Source organism: Kineosporiaceae bacterium (assembly GCA_016713225.1).
Lineage (GTDB): Bacteria > Actinomycetota > Actinomycetes > Actinomycetales > Kineosporiaceae > JADJPO01.
The window spans coordinates 299139-316257 of sequence record JADJPO010000011.1 but is presented as its reverse complement, the minus strand read 5'-3'; the positions used below and the strand labels follow the sequence as shown (position 1 = coordinate 316257).

The 17119-nt window shown below is 65.2% G+C and carries 11 protein-coding genes, 1 tRNA gene and 1 pseudogene; 7 read left to right on the top strand and 6 right to left on the bottom strand.

Annotated features, from left to right (window positions below; genetic code table 11):
* Positions 1–138 precede the first annotated feature (138 nt).
* The 7 genes and pseudogenes from IPK24_24175 to IPK24_24145 all read left to right on the top strand — a co-directional run bounded on the left by IPK24_24175 (position 139) and on the right by IPK24_24145 (position 9714).
* Positions 139–3099, top strand: coding sequence for a UPF0182 family protein (locus IPK24_24175; protein MBK8078553.1), 2961 nt, complete (start codon positions 139–141; stop codon positions 3097–3099).
* An 87-nt stretch (positions 3100–3186) separates the two neighbouring features.
* Positions 3187–3263: transfer RNA gene (locus IPK24_24170), tRNA-Met, on the top strand.
* Between the two features lie 323 nt (positions 3264–3586).
* Complete coding sequence (locus tag IPK24_24165) at positions 3587–4624, top strand: IS701 family transposase (GenBank protein ID MBK8078552.1); 1038 nt, start codon at positions 3587–3589, stop codon at positions 4622–4624.
* 20 nt (positions 4625–4644) lie between these two features.
* Complete coding sequence (locus tag IPK24_24160; protein ID MBK8078551.1) at positions 4645–4974, top strand: site-specific integrase; 330 nt, start codon at positions 4645–4647, stop codon at positions 4972–4974.
* A 50-nt stretch (positions 4975–5024) separates the two neighbouring features.
* Positions 5025–7455, top strand: a pseudogene (locus IPK24_24155) (site-specific integrase).
* 53 nt (positions 7456–7508) lie between these two features.
* The gene (locus IPK24_24150) at positions 7509–8420 is read left to right on the top strand and encodes a transposase (GenBank protein ID MBK8078550.1); all 912 of its coding nucleotides are present in this window, start codon (positions 7509–7511) and stop codon (positions 8418–8420) included.
* 610 nt (positions 8421–9030) lie between these two features.
* Positions 9031–9714 carry a 4'-phosphopantetheinyl transferase superfamily protein gene (locus tag IPK24_24145; GenBank protein ID MBK8078549.1) on the top strand — a complete coding sequence of 228 codons (684 nt, stop codon included), beginning with the start codon at positions 9031–9033 and terminating at the stop codon, positions 9712–9714.
* Positions 9715–9879: 165 nt separating this feature from the next.
* Here IPK24_24145 and IPK24_24140 read toward each other — a convergent pair whose 3' ends face one another.
* The 6 genes from IPK24_24140 to IPK24_24115 all read right to left on the bottom strand — a co-directional run bounded on the left by IPK24_24140 (position 9880) and on the right by IPK24_24115 (position 17117).
* Positions 9880–10794: a hypothetical protein gene (locus IPK24_24140; GenBank protein ID MBK8078548.1), complete on the bottom strand. Its 915-nt coding sequence runs from the start codon at positions 10792–10794 to the stop codon at positions 9880–9882.
* On the bottom strand, positions 10791–12326 hold the full coding sequence (locus IPK24_24135) for an acyl--CoA ligase (protein MBK8078547.1): 1536 nt from the start codon (positions 12324–12326) through the stop codon (positions 10791–10793). The genes IPK24_24140 and IPK24_24135 overlap by 4 nt, the downstream gene beginning before the upstream one ends.
* A gap of 5 nt (positions 12327–12331) precedes the next feature.
* Positions 12332–13099, bottom strand: a complete 768-nt coding sequence (locus IPK24_24130; GenBank protein ID MBK8078546.1) for a hypothetical protein — start codon at positions 13097–13099, stop codon at positions 12332–12334.
* A 1367-nt stretch (positions 13100–14466) separates the two neighbouring features.
* Positions 14467–14739: a hypothetical protein gene (locus IPK24_24125; protein ID MBK8078545.1), complete on the bottom strand. Its 273-nt coding sequence runs from the start codon at positions 14737–14739 to the stop codon at positions 14467–14469.
* A gap of 708 nt (positions 14740–15447) precedes the next feature.
* Entirely contained in the window at positions 15448–16863 is a 1416-nt protein-coding gene (locus tag IPK24_24120) for a hypothetical protein (protein ID MBK8078544.1), read from the bottom strand.
* The gene (locus IPK24_24115; protein ID MBK8078543.1) at positions 16860–17117 is read right to left on the bottom strand and encodes an acyl carrier protein; all 258 of its coding nucleotides are present in this window, start codon (positions 17115–17117) and stop codon (positions 16860–16862) included. Before IPK24_24115 ends, IPK24_24120 begins: the two co-directional genes overlap by 4 nt.
* Positions 17118–17119 lie beyond the last annotated feature (2 nt).

Sequence of the window (17119 nt, the reverse complement as noted above, 5' to 3'; positions counted from 1 at the left end):
CTGACAGGGAACTGTCGGCGGGATCGATTAAGTTGACGTCTCGTGAGCTCAGACGCCGACTCGCCCAGCGGCCCCGGCCGCCCAGGTTCCGCCGGGGTACGCGGTACGGCAGGCCCGCCCGGCCGCCGTCGTGGTGCCCTGGCGCCGACCCTCGCCGTTCTCGGCGTGCTGGTGGTTCTCCTGCTGGGGCTGGCCTCGGTCTGGACCGATGTCCTGTGGTACTCCCAGCTCGGCTACACCGAGGTCTATCGCACCCGGCTGCTGACCGAGGCCGGCCTGTTCATCGCGGCCGGGGGGCTCACCGCCGGGTCGGTCTACGCCGCCATGGCCATCGCCTACCGATCTCGCCCGGTCTACGCGCCGGTGGCCGTCGACACGGCCAGTCTCGAGCGCTACCGCGAGACCATCGAACCGTTGCGGCGGCTGGTGACCATCGCCGTCCCGGCGGCCCTGGGCCTGTTCGCGGGGTCTGCGGCGAGCCAACGGTGGGAGACCTTCCAGCTGTGGTGGAACCGCGTTCCCTTCGACGCCAAGGATGTTCAGTTCGGCAAGGACATCGGGTTCTTCGTCTTCACGCTGCCCTGGCTGCAGTTCCTGGTGGGGCTGTTCACCATGATCACGGTGTTGGCGGCGCTGGTGTCCGTGGTGACCCATTACCTCTACGGCGGTCTGCGGTTGCAGGGTCCCGGGCCACGACTGTCCTCGGTCGCGCGGATCCAGTTGTCGGTCATCGCCACGGCGTTCCTGGTCCTGCGGGCGCTCGACTACTGGATCGGGCGCTACGCGTTGACCACGAAACAGGCCACCGAGACCTTCACCGGCCTGACGTACACCGACGCCAAGGCGACGCTGAGTGCCCGCGCGGTGCTGGCGGCGATCGCGGCGATCATCGCGATCCTGTTCCTGATCGGGGCCTTCGTGGACCGGTGGCGCATGCTGCCGCTGTACGGCGTGGTGCTGCTGGTGATCTCGGCGATCCTCATCGGGGGGATCTATCCCGCTGTGGTGCAACGGTTCCGGGTCAACCCGAGCCCTCAGTCCTACGAACTGCCCTACATCAAGCACAACATCGAGGCGACCAGAGCGGCGTACGGGCTCGACAAGGTCAAACCGCAGGCCTACAGGGCGCAAACCGAGGCATCCCCGCAGGCCTTGCGTAACGATGCCGACAGCATCCCGGGCATCCGGCTGCTCGACCCCGCGTTGGTCAGTGACACCTTCAAGCAGCTGCAGCAGAACAAGCAGTACTACCAGTTCGCCGACGCGCTGGACATCGACCGCTACACCGTGGGCGGTAAGGCTCGCGACAGCGTGGTCGCCGTGCGTGAGTTGAACCTCGGCGGCGTGCCGGCCGACAAGCGCAACTGGTTCAACGACCACTTCGTCTACACCCACGGGTTCGGCCTGGTGGCCGCCTACGGCAACGAGTCCACGGCGGACGGCAAGCCGACGTTCTTCGAGGGCGGCATCCCGGTGCGCTCCAGCGTCGGTGACTACGAGCCGCGGGTCTACTTCGGTGAGAAGTCGCTGGAGTACTCCATCGTCGGTGGCCCGCCCGGTGCCACGCCGCGTGAGCTCGACTACCCCGACGACAACAGTGCGACGCAGCAGAAGAACACCACCTACGCCGGCGAGGGTGGGGTGCAGATCGGATCGCTGCTGCGGCGCACGCTGTATGCGCTGAAGTTCCGTGAACAGAACATCCTGCTGTCCAAGGGCGTCAACGACCAGTCGCGGATCATGTACGACCGGACGCCGCGTGAGCGGGTCGAGAAGGTGGCGCCGTACCTGACCCTGGACGGCGACCCCTACCCCTCGATCGTCGACGGCCGGATCGTGTGGATCCTCGACGGGTACACCACGTCGAGCCGGTATCCCTACTCCCTGTTGAGTTTCCTCGACCGGGCCACGGCGGACTCGCTCACGGCGAACGCCACCTCGGTGGCTGCGTTGGCTCAGCAGCAGGTCAACTACATCCGCAACTCGGTCAAGGCGACCGTCGACGCCTACGACGGCAGCGTCACGCTCTACGCCTGGGACGAAGAGGACCCGGTGCTGGCGGCCTGGCGCAAGGTGTTCCCCACCTCGGTCAAGCCGTTGGCGGCCATCGGGGGCGATCTGATGTCGCACCTGCGTTACCCCGAGGATCTGTTCAAGGTGCAGCGCACCCTGCTGGCCCGCTACCACGTGACCGACCCGTCGGCGTTCTTCTCGGCCGGTGACTTCTGGCAGGTGCCGCCGGAGCCCAACCCGCGTCAGGCCACGACGGTCGGCGGGGCCAGCGCGAGTACGCCACGTCAACCCCCGTTCTACCTGAGCATCCAGATGCCCGGGCAGGATGAGCCGCGGTTCTCGCTGACATCGACCTTCATCCCGCCGACGACCGGTCGGAACACGCTGAAGGGCTTCCTGGCCGTCGATGCCGACGCCGGCAACGAACCGGGTAAACGCCGGGCCGACTACGGAACGATGCGGTTGCTGCAGCTGCCCACCGACGCCATCAAGGGGCCGGGGCAGATGCAGAACGACTTCAACTCCAACACGATCGTCTCCGGCGAGTTGAACATCCTGCAGGGCACCGGTGGTGCCTCGGCGGTCGAGAAGGGCAACCTGCTCACACTGCCGATGGCCGGTGGGTTGCTCTACGTGCAACCGGTGTACATCCGCAGCAAGGGCGAGACCACCTATCCGGTGTTGCGCCGGGTGCTGGTCGGCTACGGCGACAAGATCGGTTTCGCGCCGACCCTGGACGCCGCGCTGAACCAGGTGTTCGGCACGTCGCCGCTGACCGCGACGCCGGGGGCCGGGGGCAGCGGTGGCACAGGAGCCAGCCCGAGCCCGGGCGCGAGTCCGGGTTCCGGCACCGCGGACGCTCGGGCCGCACTGCAGCAGGCCCTGGCCGAGGCGCAAAGGGCGGTGCAGGACAGCGATACGGCGCTGAAGGCCGGCGACTTCGCCAAGTACGGCGAGGCGCAGAAGCGGCTCAAGGACGCCATCGCCCGGGCGGTCGAGGCACAACAACAGCTGGGTGTCACCACGTCGAGTGCCACGACGACACCGACCGGTTCGGCCACCCCGTCGGCCTCGGTCGCGCCCTGATCGACGGGTGCCCGTCCGGCGGCCAGTGGGCCGGACGGGTGCTCGATTTGCTCCTCCTCAGGCGGTCCCGTAGTCTGACATCACCGACGCGGGGTGGAGCAGCTCGGTAGCTCGCTGGGCTCATAACCCAGAGGTCACAGGTTCAAATCCTGTCCCCGCTACCACGAAGTAGCAGGTCAGAGGCCTGGATCCAGATCTTGAGGATCCAGGCCTCTGGCTTTGTCCGCAGATTGTCCGCAAACCCTGCCGTCACCAGACGGCCCGGAGCGGACCTCACCCGCAGGCTCCTTTGGCGTTCGCTTCGTGCCGAGCCAGGCCATGCGTCTCCTGGCAGAGCTTCGCCACGACCTCGCCGAACGTTGGCGGGCTTTGGGCCGCCGACGCCTAATACGGCAGCGACACTTGGCTGTTGATCATGTGTTGGCCTGCTGGTTTGGTTCGTGTTGGTGGGTGACGTGGGGCGGCCACCACCAAAAGATCAAGGTTTGTGAGAACACGGGATCGGTTGGCGGTGGCCGCTGCCACCAGAGTAGACGTTGATCATTGGCAGGCCGAGCTGGACGCCGTGATGACGCGGATCGGGCCGCGGTTCGCCCGCGCTGAACCCCGGGCACGGGTGAGGGGTTTCGTGCGGGCGCTGCTGGCCGGGCTGCCCCGCACGACGTGCTGGTCGATCGCCGAGCACGCCGGGCAGGCCGACCCGCGGGGCATGCAACGCCTGCTCGCCGAGGCGGTCTGGGACGTCGATGCCGTCCGCGACGACCTGCGTTCCTACGTCACCGAACACCTCGCAGCTGCGGGCGCGGTGCTCGTGGTCGATGAGACCGGTGATGTGAAGAAGGGCACCAAGACCGTTGAGGTGCAACGCCAGTACTCCGGCACCGCGGGCCGGATCGAGAACTGCCAGGTCGCGGTCTACCTCACCTACGCCACCACCCGCGGCTACACCCTGATCGATCACGCCCTCTACCTGCCGGTGGCCTGGACCGGTGACAGCGACCGGATGAACACCGCCGGGGTCCCCGAAGAGGTCACCTTCGCGACCAAGCCCGCCCTGGCCGAACAGATGATCACACGGACCCTCGATGCCGGCCTCGAGGCGGCCTGGGTCGCCGGCGATGAGGTCTACGGCAACGCCGGTGACCTGCGCTCGGCGATCGCCGAGCGCGGCTTGGGGTTCGTGATGGCTGTGGCCAAGACCCATCCGATCGCCACCGGCATCGGGACCCGCCACGCCGTCGACTACGCCGTCCGCCCCGACCTGCGCTGGCACCGCTACAGCGCCGGCGACGGCGCCCACGGCCCCCGCCTGTACGACTGGGCCTGGGTCGAGACCACCGACCCGGCCCTGCCCCACACACCCCAGCAGGGACACGACTGGCTCCTGATCCGGCGCAGCATCCGCACCGGCGAACTGGCGTTCTACCGCGCCCACGCCCCGCGTCCGGTCACCCTGAAAACCCTTGCCAGGCCGGGGCCGACGATCCGCTGTGGTGGACCAGCCGGGGGACGCCGCGTCCGTTGACGTATCACGCCGCGCGGGCGATGTTCACCCGGGCCAACCAGATGCTCGGGGCGAACTGGTCTCTGCACGATCTTCGTCATACGGCCGCCTATCGGATGGCCCGTGATCCGCAGTTACCGCTGTGTGACGTGCAGTGGGTCCTGGGGCATGCCCACCTGTCGACCACCCAGTTGTATTTGACGCCCGCACCGAGCGAGGTCATCGCCGAGGTCCTGGCCCACCACCAGCGGCGCGAGACGGCCGAGGCATCGGCGGTCAGTTCCTCGCCGGGCTCCCAGGGCGCGCCACAGTCTGGCAGCGGGTATCGGGTCGAGTCGCTGGCCACGCTGTTCAGCAAGCCGACCCGGTGACCGCGGTCGTGTCAGCCCCGACGGTGACGCCGGTCAGGCCGGCGATCGGGATGTCCGCGCTGGTCGGCCCGGACATGCAGCGTCTGCACCGTCGCTACCCGCCGCGGCTGGTGCCCGCGTCCTGGGCCGGCACCAGCCTCGACCGTGACCAGCTCCTGGCTCGGGTTCTGGCACCGCCGTTCACCGACGCCGGGATGCGGGTGCGGCGCACCCGCGGCGTGGTGTCGGTGGTGGACTGGCTCGCTGACCAGCCGGGATGCACGTGGCAGGAACGCTGGCAAGCCAGCGGCGCCGACGAGCTCGGCAACGCCGACTGGTGGCGGCCGTCCATCGACCAGCTGCAGTCGGGCAGCCAGCGGTACGGCGCGTCGGTGTCGGTGACCAGCAACCTGCGGGTCAGCCTGCTGCTGCTGATCGGTGCCGACGCGATCCGCCCCGGCCTGGGCTGGCTGCTGACCCCGTTCGCCCCGCACCACCTGGCCACCGACCTGGCCCGGGTCCGTGACCCCGAGGGCTTCGCCGAGCTGTCCTCCCGCTGCGCCACCTCCGGCGCCGGATCCACGATGGCCCGGTCGGCCCTGCGCCCGGCAGCGACCATCGTGGCGGCCAAGGGCGGCCAGATCCGCGACATCACCGTCGGGGACTGCCTGGAACTGGAGTTGCTGCAAGGCGGCGGGATGCGCCGCACCAACCGTGGCGGCGGCCTCTACGGCGTCCTGCACGCGATGGGCACCTTCGGTGCCGACGCCCCCTCCACGCTGCGGGCGTTCGCCACCCAGGGCCAGCTCAGCCCCGATCAGATGCTCGACCTCTACGGCATCGAATCCGGGCCCGTCCGGGCGGTCCTGCGCGACTACCTGCTCGAACGGGCACCATCGGTGGACCACACCACCCTGCGCGGCCTGGCCCACACCCTGTGCCGGTTGTTCTGGCGCGACCTGGAGCTGCACCATCCCGGGATCAACTCCTTCCACCTGGCACCGGAGGTGGCCACGGCCTGGAAGCAGCGGATCCAGGTCACGACCAGGACCACACTGGACGCCGCCGGACAGCCCACCCAGGCCCGGCGTCTGCGCTCTGACGGATGGGCCCAACTCGGGCAGGTCCGCGCGTTCTACCTGGACATCGCACAATGGGCGATGGAGGAACCCGCCCGCTGGGGACCGTGGGCGGCACCGTGCCCGGTCCGCCGGGAGGACCTGGCCCGGACCAAGGAGATCCGGCGACGCAAGTCCCGCATCGACCAGCGGACCCGAGAACGCCTGCCCGCGCTCCCCGCTCTGGTGGCCCGCGTCCACGCCCAGGCCCGGGCCGCCGCCGAGCGGCTGCGCGCCGCGATGGCCGTCGACCCCGGCGAGCCGTTCACCAGCGGCGGTGAGGTCTTGCACCGCGCCCCGGCACGATGGGGGTCCACCGCCAAGGTCTGGAGCGAGGATCCCGCCACCGGAGCTCGCCGGGACCTGTCTGGGGAGGAAGACCGGGCGTTCTGGACCTGGGCAGCGATCGAAACGCTGCGGCACACCGGGATCCGGGTCGAGGAACTGTCCGAGCTCAGCCACCACAGCCTGGTCCAGTACACCCCGCCGACCAGCACCGAACTCATTCCGCTGCTGCAGATCGCCCCGTCCAAGACCGATACCGAACGGCTGCTGGTCGTCAGCCCCGAACTGGCCGACGTCCTGGCCACCGTCATCCACCGCATCCGGCAACCCTCCGGTTCGGTCGCCTGCGTGGCGTCCTACGACCCACACGAACGGGTCTGGAACCCGCCGATGCCGCTGCTGTTCCAACGCCAGATCGGTATGGACACCCGCGCCATCCCCGCCGGCACGATCAGGGACTGGATCTGCCGGTCACTGCCTGACACCGGGCCGGCTGACACCGGCCGCGAGGGCGCCGGGCAGACGAGCTCGGCGGGAGGGCCGCTACGGTTCACCCCCGCATGACTTTCGAAGGATCTTCATCACCGACGCCGTGCTGCACGGCATGCCACCCCACATCGCTCAACTCGTCGCCGGGCACCGGGACATCAACACCACCATGGGTTACAAGGCCGTCTATCCCGAGGAAGCGATCAACGGCCACCGCGCGTTCATCGCCCGTCGACGAGCCCTGCGACCCAGCGAGGAATACCGCACCCCGACCGACGCCGAGTGGCAGGAGTTCCTCGGCCACTTCGAGCACCGCAAGGTCTCCCTGGGCACCTGCGGGCGCTCCTACGCCACCGCCTGCATCCACGAACACTCCTGCCTGCGCTGCCCGCTGCTACGCCCCGATCCCGCTCAACGCCACCGCCTCGTCGACGTCCGAGACAACCTGATCGCCCGGATCGACGAGGCCCGCCGGGAGGGATGGCTCGGTGAAGTGGAAGGGCTGCAGATCAGCCTGGCCGGGGCCCGCGCCAAGCTCATCCAGCTCGACCAGATCACCAACCCCCGAGCGCCCGTCGGCCTCGGCCTACCGACCCGCCAACACCCCTGAAGATCAAGTTCAGAGAACAAGGGGACCTGGGGGCATCACCCGTTGACAGCCTGGTGCGACAACACCGGCGAGAACCTCGCACTGAAGCTGCGCACCGGGTCGGCGGGCAGCAACACCGTCACCGACCACCTCGAGAGGTCCTCACCGCCGCGATCGCCCAGATCCCTGCGAGCTTCCGCCGAGACCTGCTGATCACCTGCGACGGCGCCGGTGCCACCAAGGACCTCCTGACGCACCTCACCACGCTGAACGCTGCGCCCGGGCGGCGGGTGCGCTACTCGGTCGGGTTCGACCTCGACCACCGGTGCCGGAGCGCGATCGACAAGGTCCCGGAAGCGTTGTGGGAGAACGTCATCAACGCCGACGGTAGCGCACGTGACCCGGAGTACGCCGGCGTCCTCGAGCTGACCGGCCTGCTGCGTGAATCCGTCGGCCCCGACGGCAAGGTCGTCGACCAGCTGAAGACCTGGCCGAAGGACATGCGTGTCATCGTCCGCCGCGAACGCCCGCACCCCGGCGCGCAACTGTCCCTGTTCGAGGAGGCCGACGGCTGGCGCTACCAGGTCTTCGCCACCAACACCCCCACCCGCATCGGCGGCAAGCTCGGGCAACTGGCCTACCTGGAGGCCCGCCACCGCGCCCACGCCCGGGTCGAGGACTGCATCCGCAACGCGAAGAACACCGGGCTCGGCCATCTGCCCAGCAAGCACTACTCGCTCAATCAGGCCTGGTGCCTCGCTGCCACGATCGCCGCCGACCTGCTGGCCTGGCTACGGCTGCTCTGCCTGTCCGGCGACCTGGCCAAGGCCGAACCCAAGACCCTGCGCTACCGGCTGCTGCACACCGCCGCCCGCATCATCCGCGGCCAACGCCGACGCAGAATCCGCATCCCCCAGACCTGGCCCTGGGCCCGCGAACTGGCCAGCGCGCTCACCACGGCGCTCACGCTGCCGATGACGACCTGAACCAGCGACGCCTCGTCCGATTCGACCGAGGAACCCGCCCGGCCCGTGGAACCGGCGACCACCGACACGACAGTCGGGCCACCGCCACAACCTGAACCGCGATACAGGAGGTGAAGATCCACACAACTCGCTCCTGAAGGCCGGCCCACCTCACCCGCGAATGATCAAGGCTAGGGTGCTTCGATTGGGCAGACGTGTAATGGTGCCGGTCACAGACCTTCTTGAGTACCTCGAAGTCCCAAGGCTCATTGAGCACACGATACCGGCCAGGGTGGACCCTAAGGTGGATTGGCGCCGGGAGTTCCAGGTGCAGTTCGCGAGTGCGCGCGAAGAGGTAGCAACCTGTCTGTCGTGTTCTATTGAAACGGTTGGGTGCTACTGCAGCACATTCCTGGAACTTGATACGTCGCTGCGTTCCGACAGACTTGGGCAAGACATCGTCCACGTGGCACCCGCTGGATCGGTAGGCTCTACCCCACCGCGATCACCCTATTGATCCACCTTGCACCCATCCGACAAAGATCATCACCTCGCCATCAGAACCCGTCAAGCACGCGCCGACCTCCATGCCCCGGTAGCATTCGGGCGGACTTCCATTGAGGAGGGATGAGTGATCACCGGGATCGTCCCCGCCAGGGTAGCGGCTGTTGAGCGTTTCGTAGACGAGCCAGATGTGCCCCTCTTTGCGGCCGAGGAGGGCGCGCTAGTAGGAACCCCGCTGGCACGTCGAAACGAGTACGCAACCGTGCGGCATTGCGCACGATTGGCACTCGCCACGCTCGCGGTTGATGCGGTGGCCATCGTGGCGGGTGATCGGGGATCTCCTGTGTGGCCGCTCGGGGTGGTGGGGAGTATGACGCACTGTTCCGGGTACAGGGCAGCGGCCGTGGCCCGCGATGCCGAAGTGCGAACCATAGGTATTGACGCCGAGCCCCATGCCCCACTGTCCCGAGGGGTGCTCCACCACGTGAGCAGCGCGGATGAACGAAGCCGTCTAGAAGGACTGATCGCCGCCGCCCCGGGTATCGCCTGGGACCGCCTTCTGTTTAGCGCCAAGGAGAGCGTATACAAGGCATGGTTCCCGCTTGTCCGTCAGCCCCTAGGCTTCAAGGAAGCCGACGTTGCCTTCTGTTCAGACGATGGGACGTTCGTCGCGACGATCCACCGGCGGCCAACCGGATGCTCAGAACTTGGGAGAGTGTATGGCTCTTGGGCCGTATCTGAATCGTTAGTCGCCACTGCGGTCGTCGTCGCCGAGCGACGGAGCGCCGCTCGTCCTATTCCGCCGCCATGACGGCGTGGTCCATCACCCGTCGATGGCTGCGATGATTCTCGGCGTGTGAGGACCGTCGGCTCAATCCACACCCAACTCTCGTCCAGGCGAAGGCTCCATAGCCCTGGCGCTCGAACCGGAGGCCAGGGGCCGACAACCTAGCCGAGCTGGTGGTTCATGCCCTGATCAACGTATACCCTGACTACCGCCGAAACCGGGATTGACGAGGAGCACTAAGTCGCCGGGGTGGACGCGGTTATCAAGTTTGGCACGGCAATAATGTGCGAAACTGTCGTTGGAGTTAAGGTGCCCAGTTTCTCCTATGTATTCGGTAAGGATGCGGTCGCGGGGGAAACGAAGGAGTCTGGCCACTGTATCCCAGATGCTTACGTAAGGTGTGTGTGGCGCAATTGCGGCAAGATCCTCGAGTTGATAGCCCGCCTGCATCAAGCAACGTTCGATCCCAGCTCGGATTAATAGAGGATTTCGCTCACGGAAGGCAGCAATCGCCGTTGGTGGCGACCATTCACCCTCAGACGCGTGGAGTTCTGTGTGTTGGTAGCTTCCGACGATTCTGTCCCGCTCCGACCGCCGGCCGAGGAGCAGAGCTATTGAGGAGTCACCCATCGCCGAGCCGAAGAAGAAGCGCTCCTCAGGGTGATTGGCGCGGTCAACTCCAACCACCAAGACCGAGCCGTCGACGTTGGTGCCCAACATGGTCAGTCCCCACTGGACGGCGGTGTGGAGAACGGCGCAAGGCTGGCCTGTGAAGGCAAATGACGCCGCATGCTTCAAACGTGCGCGCCTTGTCAGATCGGCCAACAGATCGGTGTCTGCGGGCGCCAGTAATGGCGCCGAATGGGCGAGGAGGAGAAGCTGAACGTCTGCCCGGGATTCAGGGAAGTTGGCTAGTATCCTTTCGACTGACTGCAGAGCGAAGTCGACAAAAGGCCCGCTCCGCGCAACGGGGATCTCCGCCAGGCCGTTTTGGTGCAACGTCGAGATCTTATCGCTGCCGAGATCAACAAAAAACGCAAGGTCCACAACTGGCTGGCGAGGTGGTAGAAAGATCTCGATGGCGTCTAGGCCGAGTTTGCTCATTGTCCGCGTCCGTTGCTCAGACTTAACTCGTGTGCCAGCTCCGAGAGCGCCCGTCGATCGTACTTGCCGTTGGGGCCGCACGGCATCCCGCTGCTTAGGACATGCACTAGGGACGGCATGGCTGCGCGCGAAAGGTAGCGAGCGCAGTGCTGTCGCACTTTGTCCTCATCGAGCCCTTCGCTGACTAGGAAGACAGCCACGCTGTCCTCGCCCTGCAAGTCGATGTAGCCCACCGCTACTGCCGCCTGGACCTCAGGCAGAGTTCCCAGAGCTGCTTCAATCTCGGCTGGACTAAGCCGATATCCTCTTGCCTTAAGAAAGCCGCCCTCGCGGCGGACAAAAGTTAGGTAGCCAGCCGCATCCATTCGGAATATGTCACCAGTGCACAGCGTGCGCTCGCCGTCGAAGTTCCGGAACCGGACAGAAGTTGCGGTGGGATTGCGCCAATAGCCGGCCATGAGGTGCGGACCCTGAACAAACAGCTCACCGTCCTGTCCCGGGGGCATAGGCCGTCCGAGGCCGTCGCCTACCCAGGCTCTGGTACCTGCAAGGGGGCGGCCGACCGAGTAGCGCGCAACGTCTGGTGCATCCGCGCCCTGGATGCTCACTCTCTTGCACTCGGTCATGCCATACATGGGGACCACTCGGGCTGCAGGTAGACAGCTGCGCAACTCGTCGATCATGGCCGGTGGGAACGACTCGCCGGTGGATGTCAGCAGGCGAAGGGAGCGATGCTCGGCCGAGAGCCAGCGCGCACGCAGCAGAGGGCCGAAGATGGATGGGAGAGCCGGGAGAACTGAGATGGACTGCTCGGCCAACAGGCGTGGAATGCGATGCGGCTGCTGCAGACCGTCCTCAAGGACCAACACCGCGTGCGCCTTGAGGGCCAGAAGAACCTGATACAGGCCATAATCGAAGGCGAGGGGCAGTAGACCAAGCACTCGATCATCTTCCCGGTAACCCAACTCCTGGTGGATGGCGTTCAGAGCGAAGTCAACTGCGGCGTCAGGGCAAACGACCCCGAGCGGTGCCGCCGTCGAGCCGGACGTGTACATGAGCAGGGCGGAACTGTCATGCGGAAGCACCTGCGCGGACGGTACCGATCGGTCCCTAGCAATCTCCACCGACGACGTCCGGGCCGAGCTGGCGATGACCGGATAGTGGTCCTGGCTCGCCGTGCCCGGCACCGGGTCGGTGAGTGCCTCGTCGACCATGTATGCCGACGGGAGTGCGTCGGCCACAATGGCGGCGAATCGATCTGCGGTGACCTTCTCGTGCATTGGCAGAGCCACGGCCCCCAGTCTCCAAGCGGCAAAGATGCGCGCCACAAGGTCGCCGCTGTTCCTTCCGCGAACCATCACTCGATCGCCCGGCCGGACGCCGACGGAGCCGAGTATGGCTGCCAGCTCGTCGGCCCGGGCCAGTAACTGCGCCGCTGTCCAACTCCGATGCACGTCCACGATGCAGACCTGCTTGCCGGGCCCGCTGGCCGCGGCCTCAAGCAGGGCCATCAACGAGTTGGCGTCGCTCACGTTGGCTACACCACTCGCTCGAACATGGGGACGTGCTTCCAGCGAGCCGATGTTAACAATGACTGAAGGCGCTTGACGATCTCAATGGGTAGTCCGGCATCGGCAGCGATCTGCTCAGCGCTGACGCCGCCCATTAGTGCGTCAATGACGGCATCAAGCAACTCGCGGTTGAGTTGCTCCCGAATCCCGTAGATCCTCGCCAGTTCGTCTTCAGTGTAACTCCGCTCGTGGCGGATCGGTCCCCCGGCGTACAGCCAAAAGGACAGGTCGAGGAGGTCCTCCGCGCCCACCCAGAACCCCGATGAACCCGCTTGGTCGATGACTTCAGGCGCAGTCCCAACTCGGGTGGCCAGTTGGGCAACCTGGCACTTGTACAGGTGGATGATTGGCTGCACGTGGGCCAGTCCGTCGCCAAATGGGAGGTAGAAGCCGGTCAGCCACTCGGTTCGGTTGGAGTTTCCGACCACCCGATACCCCCGGTCCTGGTAAGTCGAGAGCAGAGCCGTCCGCAGCGAGCACTTTGCTCGGCCGACATCCAACACGCCATCTACGCGAAAACTCATCGCTGGGTCAGCGGCTCCCATTGCACCGATTAGAGCCAACGGCATCCCGCGGAGATCGATTGTGATAAGTTGTAGGGCGAGATCGCTCGCCAAACTGGCGGCGTTTCGCAGGAATCGAGCATCGAAGTCATCTTGCTCAACGATGAACAGCTTAACCCGCTCTCGGCCGATCGCCTCGACGACCAAGCGAGTGGATACATCCGAATCCAATCCACCTGAGACTGCGCAGACCGCTGGATCCTGCCCAAGATTTCTTCGCAAAAGTCTACGATGCGGTGATGTTCCGCATCTATCTCCTTGGTGGTGAATCGCACGCGGTCCTCAAACGACGCGGTCTCACTCGACATTATGCTTCCTCCGCTCCGAGTATCATTGCCGCCGAGGTTCCGGCCCGGCCATATGTCAACAACGCGCCGACTTCACGCAAGTCATGGTCAGTCAAACCGTCGCCTAGTCTCACTAAGATATCGGCCACCCCGAAATAGGTGGTCGGCCATCGTGAGCCACCGGCGCCCATACTCCTCGACGGATCGGCAGTTGCCGTCCACGCGCAGGCTTCCAGCCCAAGCCCGGCGTGGTGGAGCGTGTGCTCGAGCAGGTCGCTGCCCGCCGCCAAACTGCGCTCCACCCGTACGGCTAGGACTGGTCTGCTGCCCGGAAATGACTCTCTACGGAGTAGGACAGCGGCCGCTGCATCGCCCAACATCAAGCTCGTCCAAGCTGGGGCGCGAGTGTCCGGATAGACGATTCGCTGGCAGGCGGAAACGATGGCCGTTCCCTGAGAGGACAGCTGACGGGCTGCGGCGGCGACGCCGAAGATAAACTCTGGTCCGTCCTGTCCCCAGAGGCATACGGGCGTGGCTGAATCAAGATTGGCCGACAACGCCAACCGGTAAGTAGGGGCGGGGCCTCCCACCATTGCCCCAGACCGACAGTCAACGAAAGCGTCCACGCTGCTTGGCTGGTGTCGGTCGAGCAGAGGGACTATAACCTTGAGAGCTAGCTCCTCAGCCGAGCTGGGCCATGCATCTGACACTTCGCCGACGGTGGCGACGTCGCTCCACGGGCGATCGTGCGTTTCGTAGATCCTCTGATACGTGAGATGCTCAGTGGGCTCCGCGCGCCGCTCGGCGATGGGGGCGACTACATAGACGGGGCGGCTGATCCAGGCGATCGGGCGGTTCATGCGAGGCTCGCGATCGCCTGAGGACCCGCGACGCCCAGCGTCACCAGAGCGCGTCTCAGCAAGGTGGCAGCAGCCGTGGCCTGGCGGTCGAGAGCTACGAGGCTTATCCATGCGTCCTCGTGATCCTCATGCGCTGGCGCGAAATTCGTTATCAATATTCCGCTTTGGATTTCGCGTTGAAACCACATAGCACTCAGCCGGCTGCGAACAGATTCGTAACTGTGCAGATTATCAGTCCCGACTCGAATACTGTCGACGCTTGCAACCGCGCCCCCTCCCGCTGTGCCGAATATAGCGCGCCGCAGGTCGTAGCAGTGACTGACCATTGTGCGACGTGCATTGATCTCCAAGAGAAAGACCCGGCCTTCAGAGTCAACGACGGTGTCCACACTCAAGGGTCCGCGATATCCGATCGCCCACGCCGCTTCGGCGACAGCGAGCCCGACTCGATCACCGAACTCTCCAATGGCGCGGAAAGTGCACCATCACCGACCATCGCGCCGACATGGGCCATGCCGAGCTCCATAAAGGTTGCGGCGGTCCCAACAAGATCCACCCCCTGATCGTGCAGCTCCATCATGACGCTTGGGGTGGCGGAAAGGTCCGTGCGGTGCTCGATCCAGGCTTCGGCGACGATGGGCGAGCTTCCCAGCAACGGGGTCATCGTAGGGACCACCCGCGCAAAAGCTTCGCGCTTCCTAGCGTCCCACTGTAGGACCCGGGCAGGCACGAGGAACTGGCCAAACCCCCCAGCTGCCCGGTCGGCCTTTAGAACCACCCTCGCGTGTCCGGCGCGCAGCAGCGCGGCGGACGCCTCGCACGCGTGTGCCAGGTGGGAGCAAACAACGCCAGTCGGCAGACGGAGGACCTCGGATTGCCCTACCCGTTGGACAAGATGACGTAGCCCAATCTTTGAGTTCAGGTACTCGGCGGACCAATGCGGCGTGAAAGGACCGGAACCTGCGGCAATGGTCACGTGCCGTTTGCGCAGACCGGCGACCAACTCGCTCAGATCTACCGTAGCTGACCAGGCCACCGCGCGGTATCCCGCGCCTCGGTCGAACGTGCGCAATCGCAGCGCTAGTTGATCTAGCGCGGTCTCGGACGGAGTTAGATCATCTGGCACTTGGTGGACTAGAAGGCGCACATCTAGCGCATGCTGCAGGTCGTCGACCATCAATTTATCGCACGGGACTGGGCAGATCACCGCCCGATCACCGGTGCCCCAGAGCAGGCCGAGGTTGGAGCTGCGAGCGCAGCCAGCGAGCCAGTTATGCCGCGACGGCTCGACGAGTCGCCGAGTGATCCGTTCAGCGTGGCCGTTGCTCACGTTAGGAATGGATAGGGTCAATGGCTCAGCTCCCATGCAATCTCACATCTCCACTCGACTGCTGAGTGCCAGCAGGTTTAGCCCCAGGGACGAGTAGACGAAACGCTCGAAGCGCCCCGCCTCCTCCTCGCAGACATGCGCGTCGGCCGCGAGGATCGCGTAGCCGAAATGGGGAGATCGGCGCAATAGGGAATAGCTAGCCTGCGTGATTAAGAGTGCCAAGATGGCGGGATTCTGCGAGGAGTATTCCTGAGCGAGAGTTCGGAGATCCTCGTACGACATCTTCATTGACCCCCGCAGATACAGGTAGTCGCGACCAAATACCGCACCTTTCGTTAACCACGAGGGCCCAAAGGCTCGGAGCGCGATGGCAAGCAGGTGACTAGGACTGGCTCGCCGGACGTTCATTTCGCATACCCAAGGCAGCCCTTCAGCGTCGACCACGAAGTCAATATCGAATAGACCAGTAAAGCCACGTTTGCTGAGCGCTCGGCCAAAGATGCGCGCCACTTCGTGGAGTTGCGCCGCAAGGGCGGGGTTGACGGCTCCCCTCCCCATGACAGCGCCCTCGTAACGCTTGCCGGAATGGATAAGCATGCGGCCAAAGCACTCTATCGACACCGAGCCATCTCGATTCACGCATGCGTCTACCGTATACGCAGCGGGGGTGGCGCCGTCCGGTCCAGAAATGTAGCGCTCTACCACCACGGAGCCGACCTGCCAGAACGTGTCGAAGCGCGCCAGCGCCCGGAGGCGGCGAAGAGAGGCCATCTGCTCTTCGGGACGAACCGATGGCACCGCTATGAGAGTGCTGTATCCGCCGGTTCCGCGGGCCGCCTTGAGTATCACAGAGTGTCCGCTGCGGAGGAAATAGTCTTCGGCGGTAGCCAGGGCCGCATCGAGGTCCGGCAAAAGGAACCCGTCCGGAACGCGTACCTCGGGATGGGCGTGGCCTAGCTCTTCTGCCAACATTCGAAATCCAGGCTTGGAATCAAGTGACTGAGCCAGCCACAGCGCATCGGCTGAAGGTAACCCCGGCGCCTGAACGTAGAGTTCTTCCTTCTCCAGAACCCGCATCAAGCTCGCTAGCGCCGGCGTCATACCCCACGCAAGTAGGTTCGAGTTGCTGTTGCCGCGCAGCCAGTGCCGCATCCGCTCACGCCCGGCGCGATCCTGCCCAATGCGATCGCAGAGCGACGCAGACGTGCCGGGGAAGTGAAGGGTGTCGATTGCCTCAGTGCCGAAGAAGTTCCGTACATCCTTGAGCAGTCCTGGATGGACCTCCTCAGGCACGATGACTAGGGCTCCACCTTGTGCCCAGAAGAGGGCGTGATCGATCAAGTCGGCCGCCCCCTCGTACCAGACCTTAGCCTCGCTCGCAGCGAAGATCATCTGCATGTTCTGTCCGTTGAACTCAGCATGGTTTGCGAAAACGAGAGAGACACGCGGATTGCTCATCCGCTGTAGTGCTCTCGCACGAAGGCAACGAGACTTCCCACTGAGACGAGGGCGTCCTCAAGGTTCATTGAGATGGGATCAACCCGGAAGTCGAACGCATCTTCGATCGCCACTATCAATTCGATCAATGTGACCGACTCTAGACCTAAGTCCTCGCGCAGTCGGTGTTCTGGGCGAAGCACATCAGGCTCCACCAAGAGTCCGCGCATCGATGCCAACTCGGCGAGGACTCTCGCAGTGAGATCATATTCCATAT

Coding starts and splice junctions, on each gene's coding strand:
- IPK24_24115 (MBK8078543.1), bottom strand. CDS start 17,117: ATGGAATATGATCTCACTGCGAGAGTCCTCGCCGAGTTGGCATCGATG.
- IPK24_24125 (MBK8078545.1), bottom strand. CDS start 14,739: ATGACCCCGTTGCTGGGAAGCTCGCCCATCGTCGCCGAAGCCTGGATC.
- IPK24_24140 (MBK8078548.1), bottom strand. CDS start 10,794: ATGAGCAAACTCGGCCTAGACGCCATCGAGATCTTTCTACCACCTCGC.
- IPK24_24120 (MBK8078544.1), bottom strand. CDS start 16,863: ATGAGCAATCCGCGTGTCTCTCTCGTTTTCGCAAACCATGCTGAGTTC.
- IPK24_24160 (MBK8078551.1), top strand. CDS start 4,645: ATGTTCACCCGGGCCAACCAGATGCTCGGGGCGAACTGGTCTCTGCAC.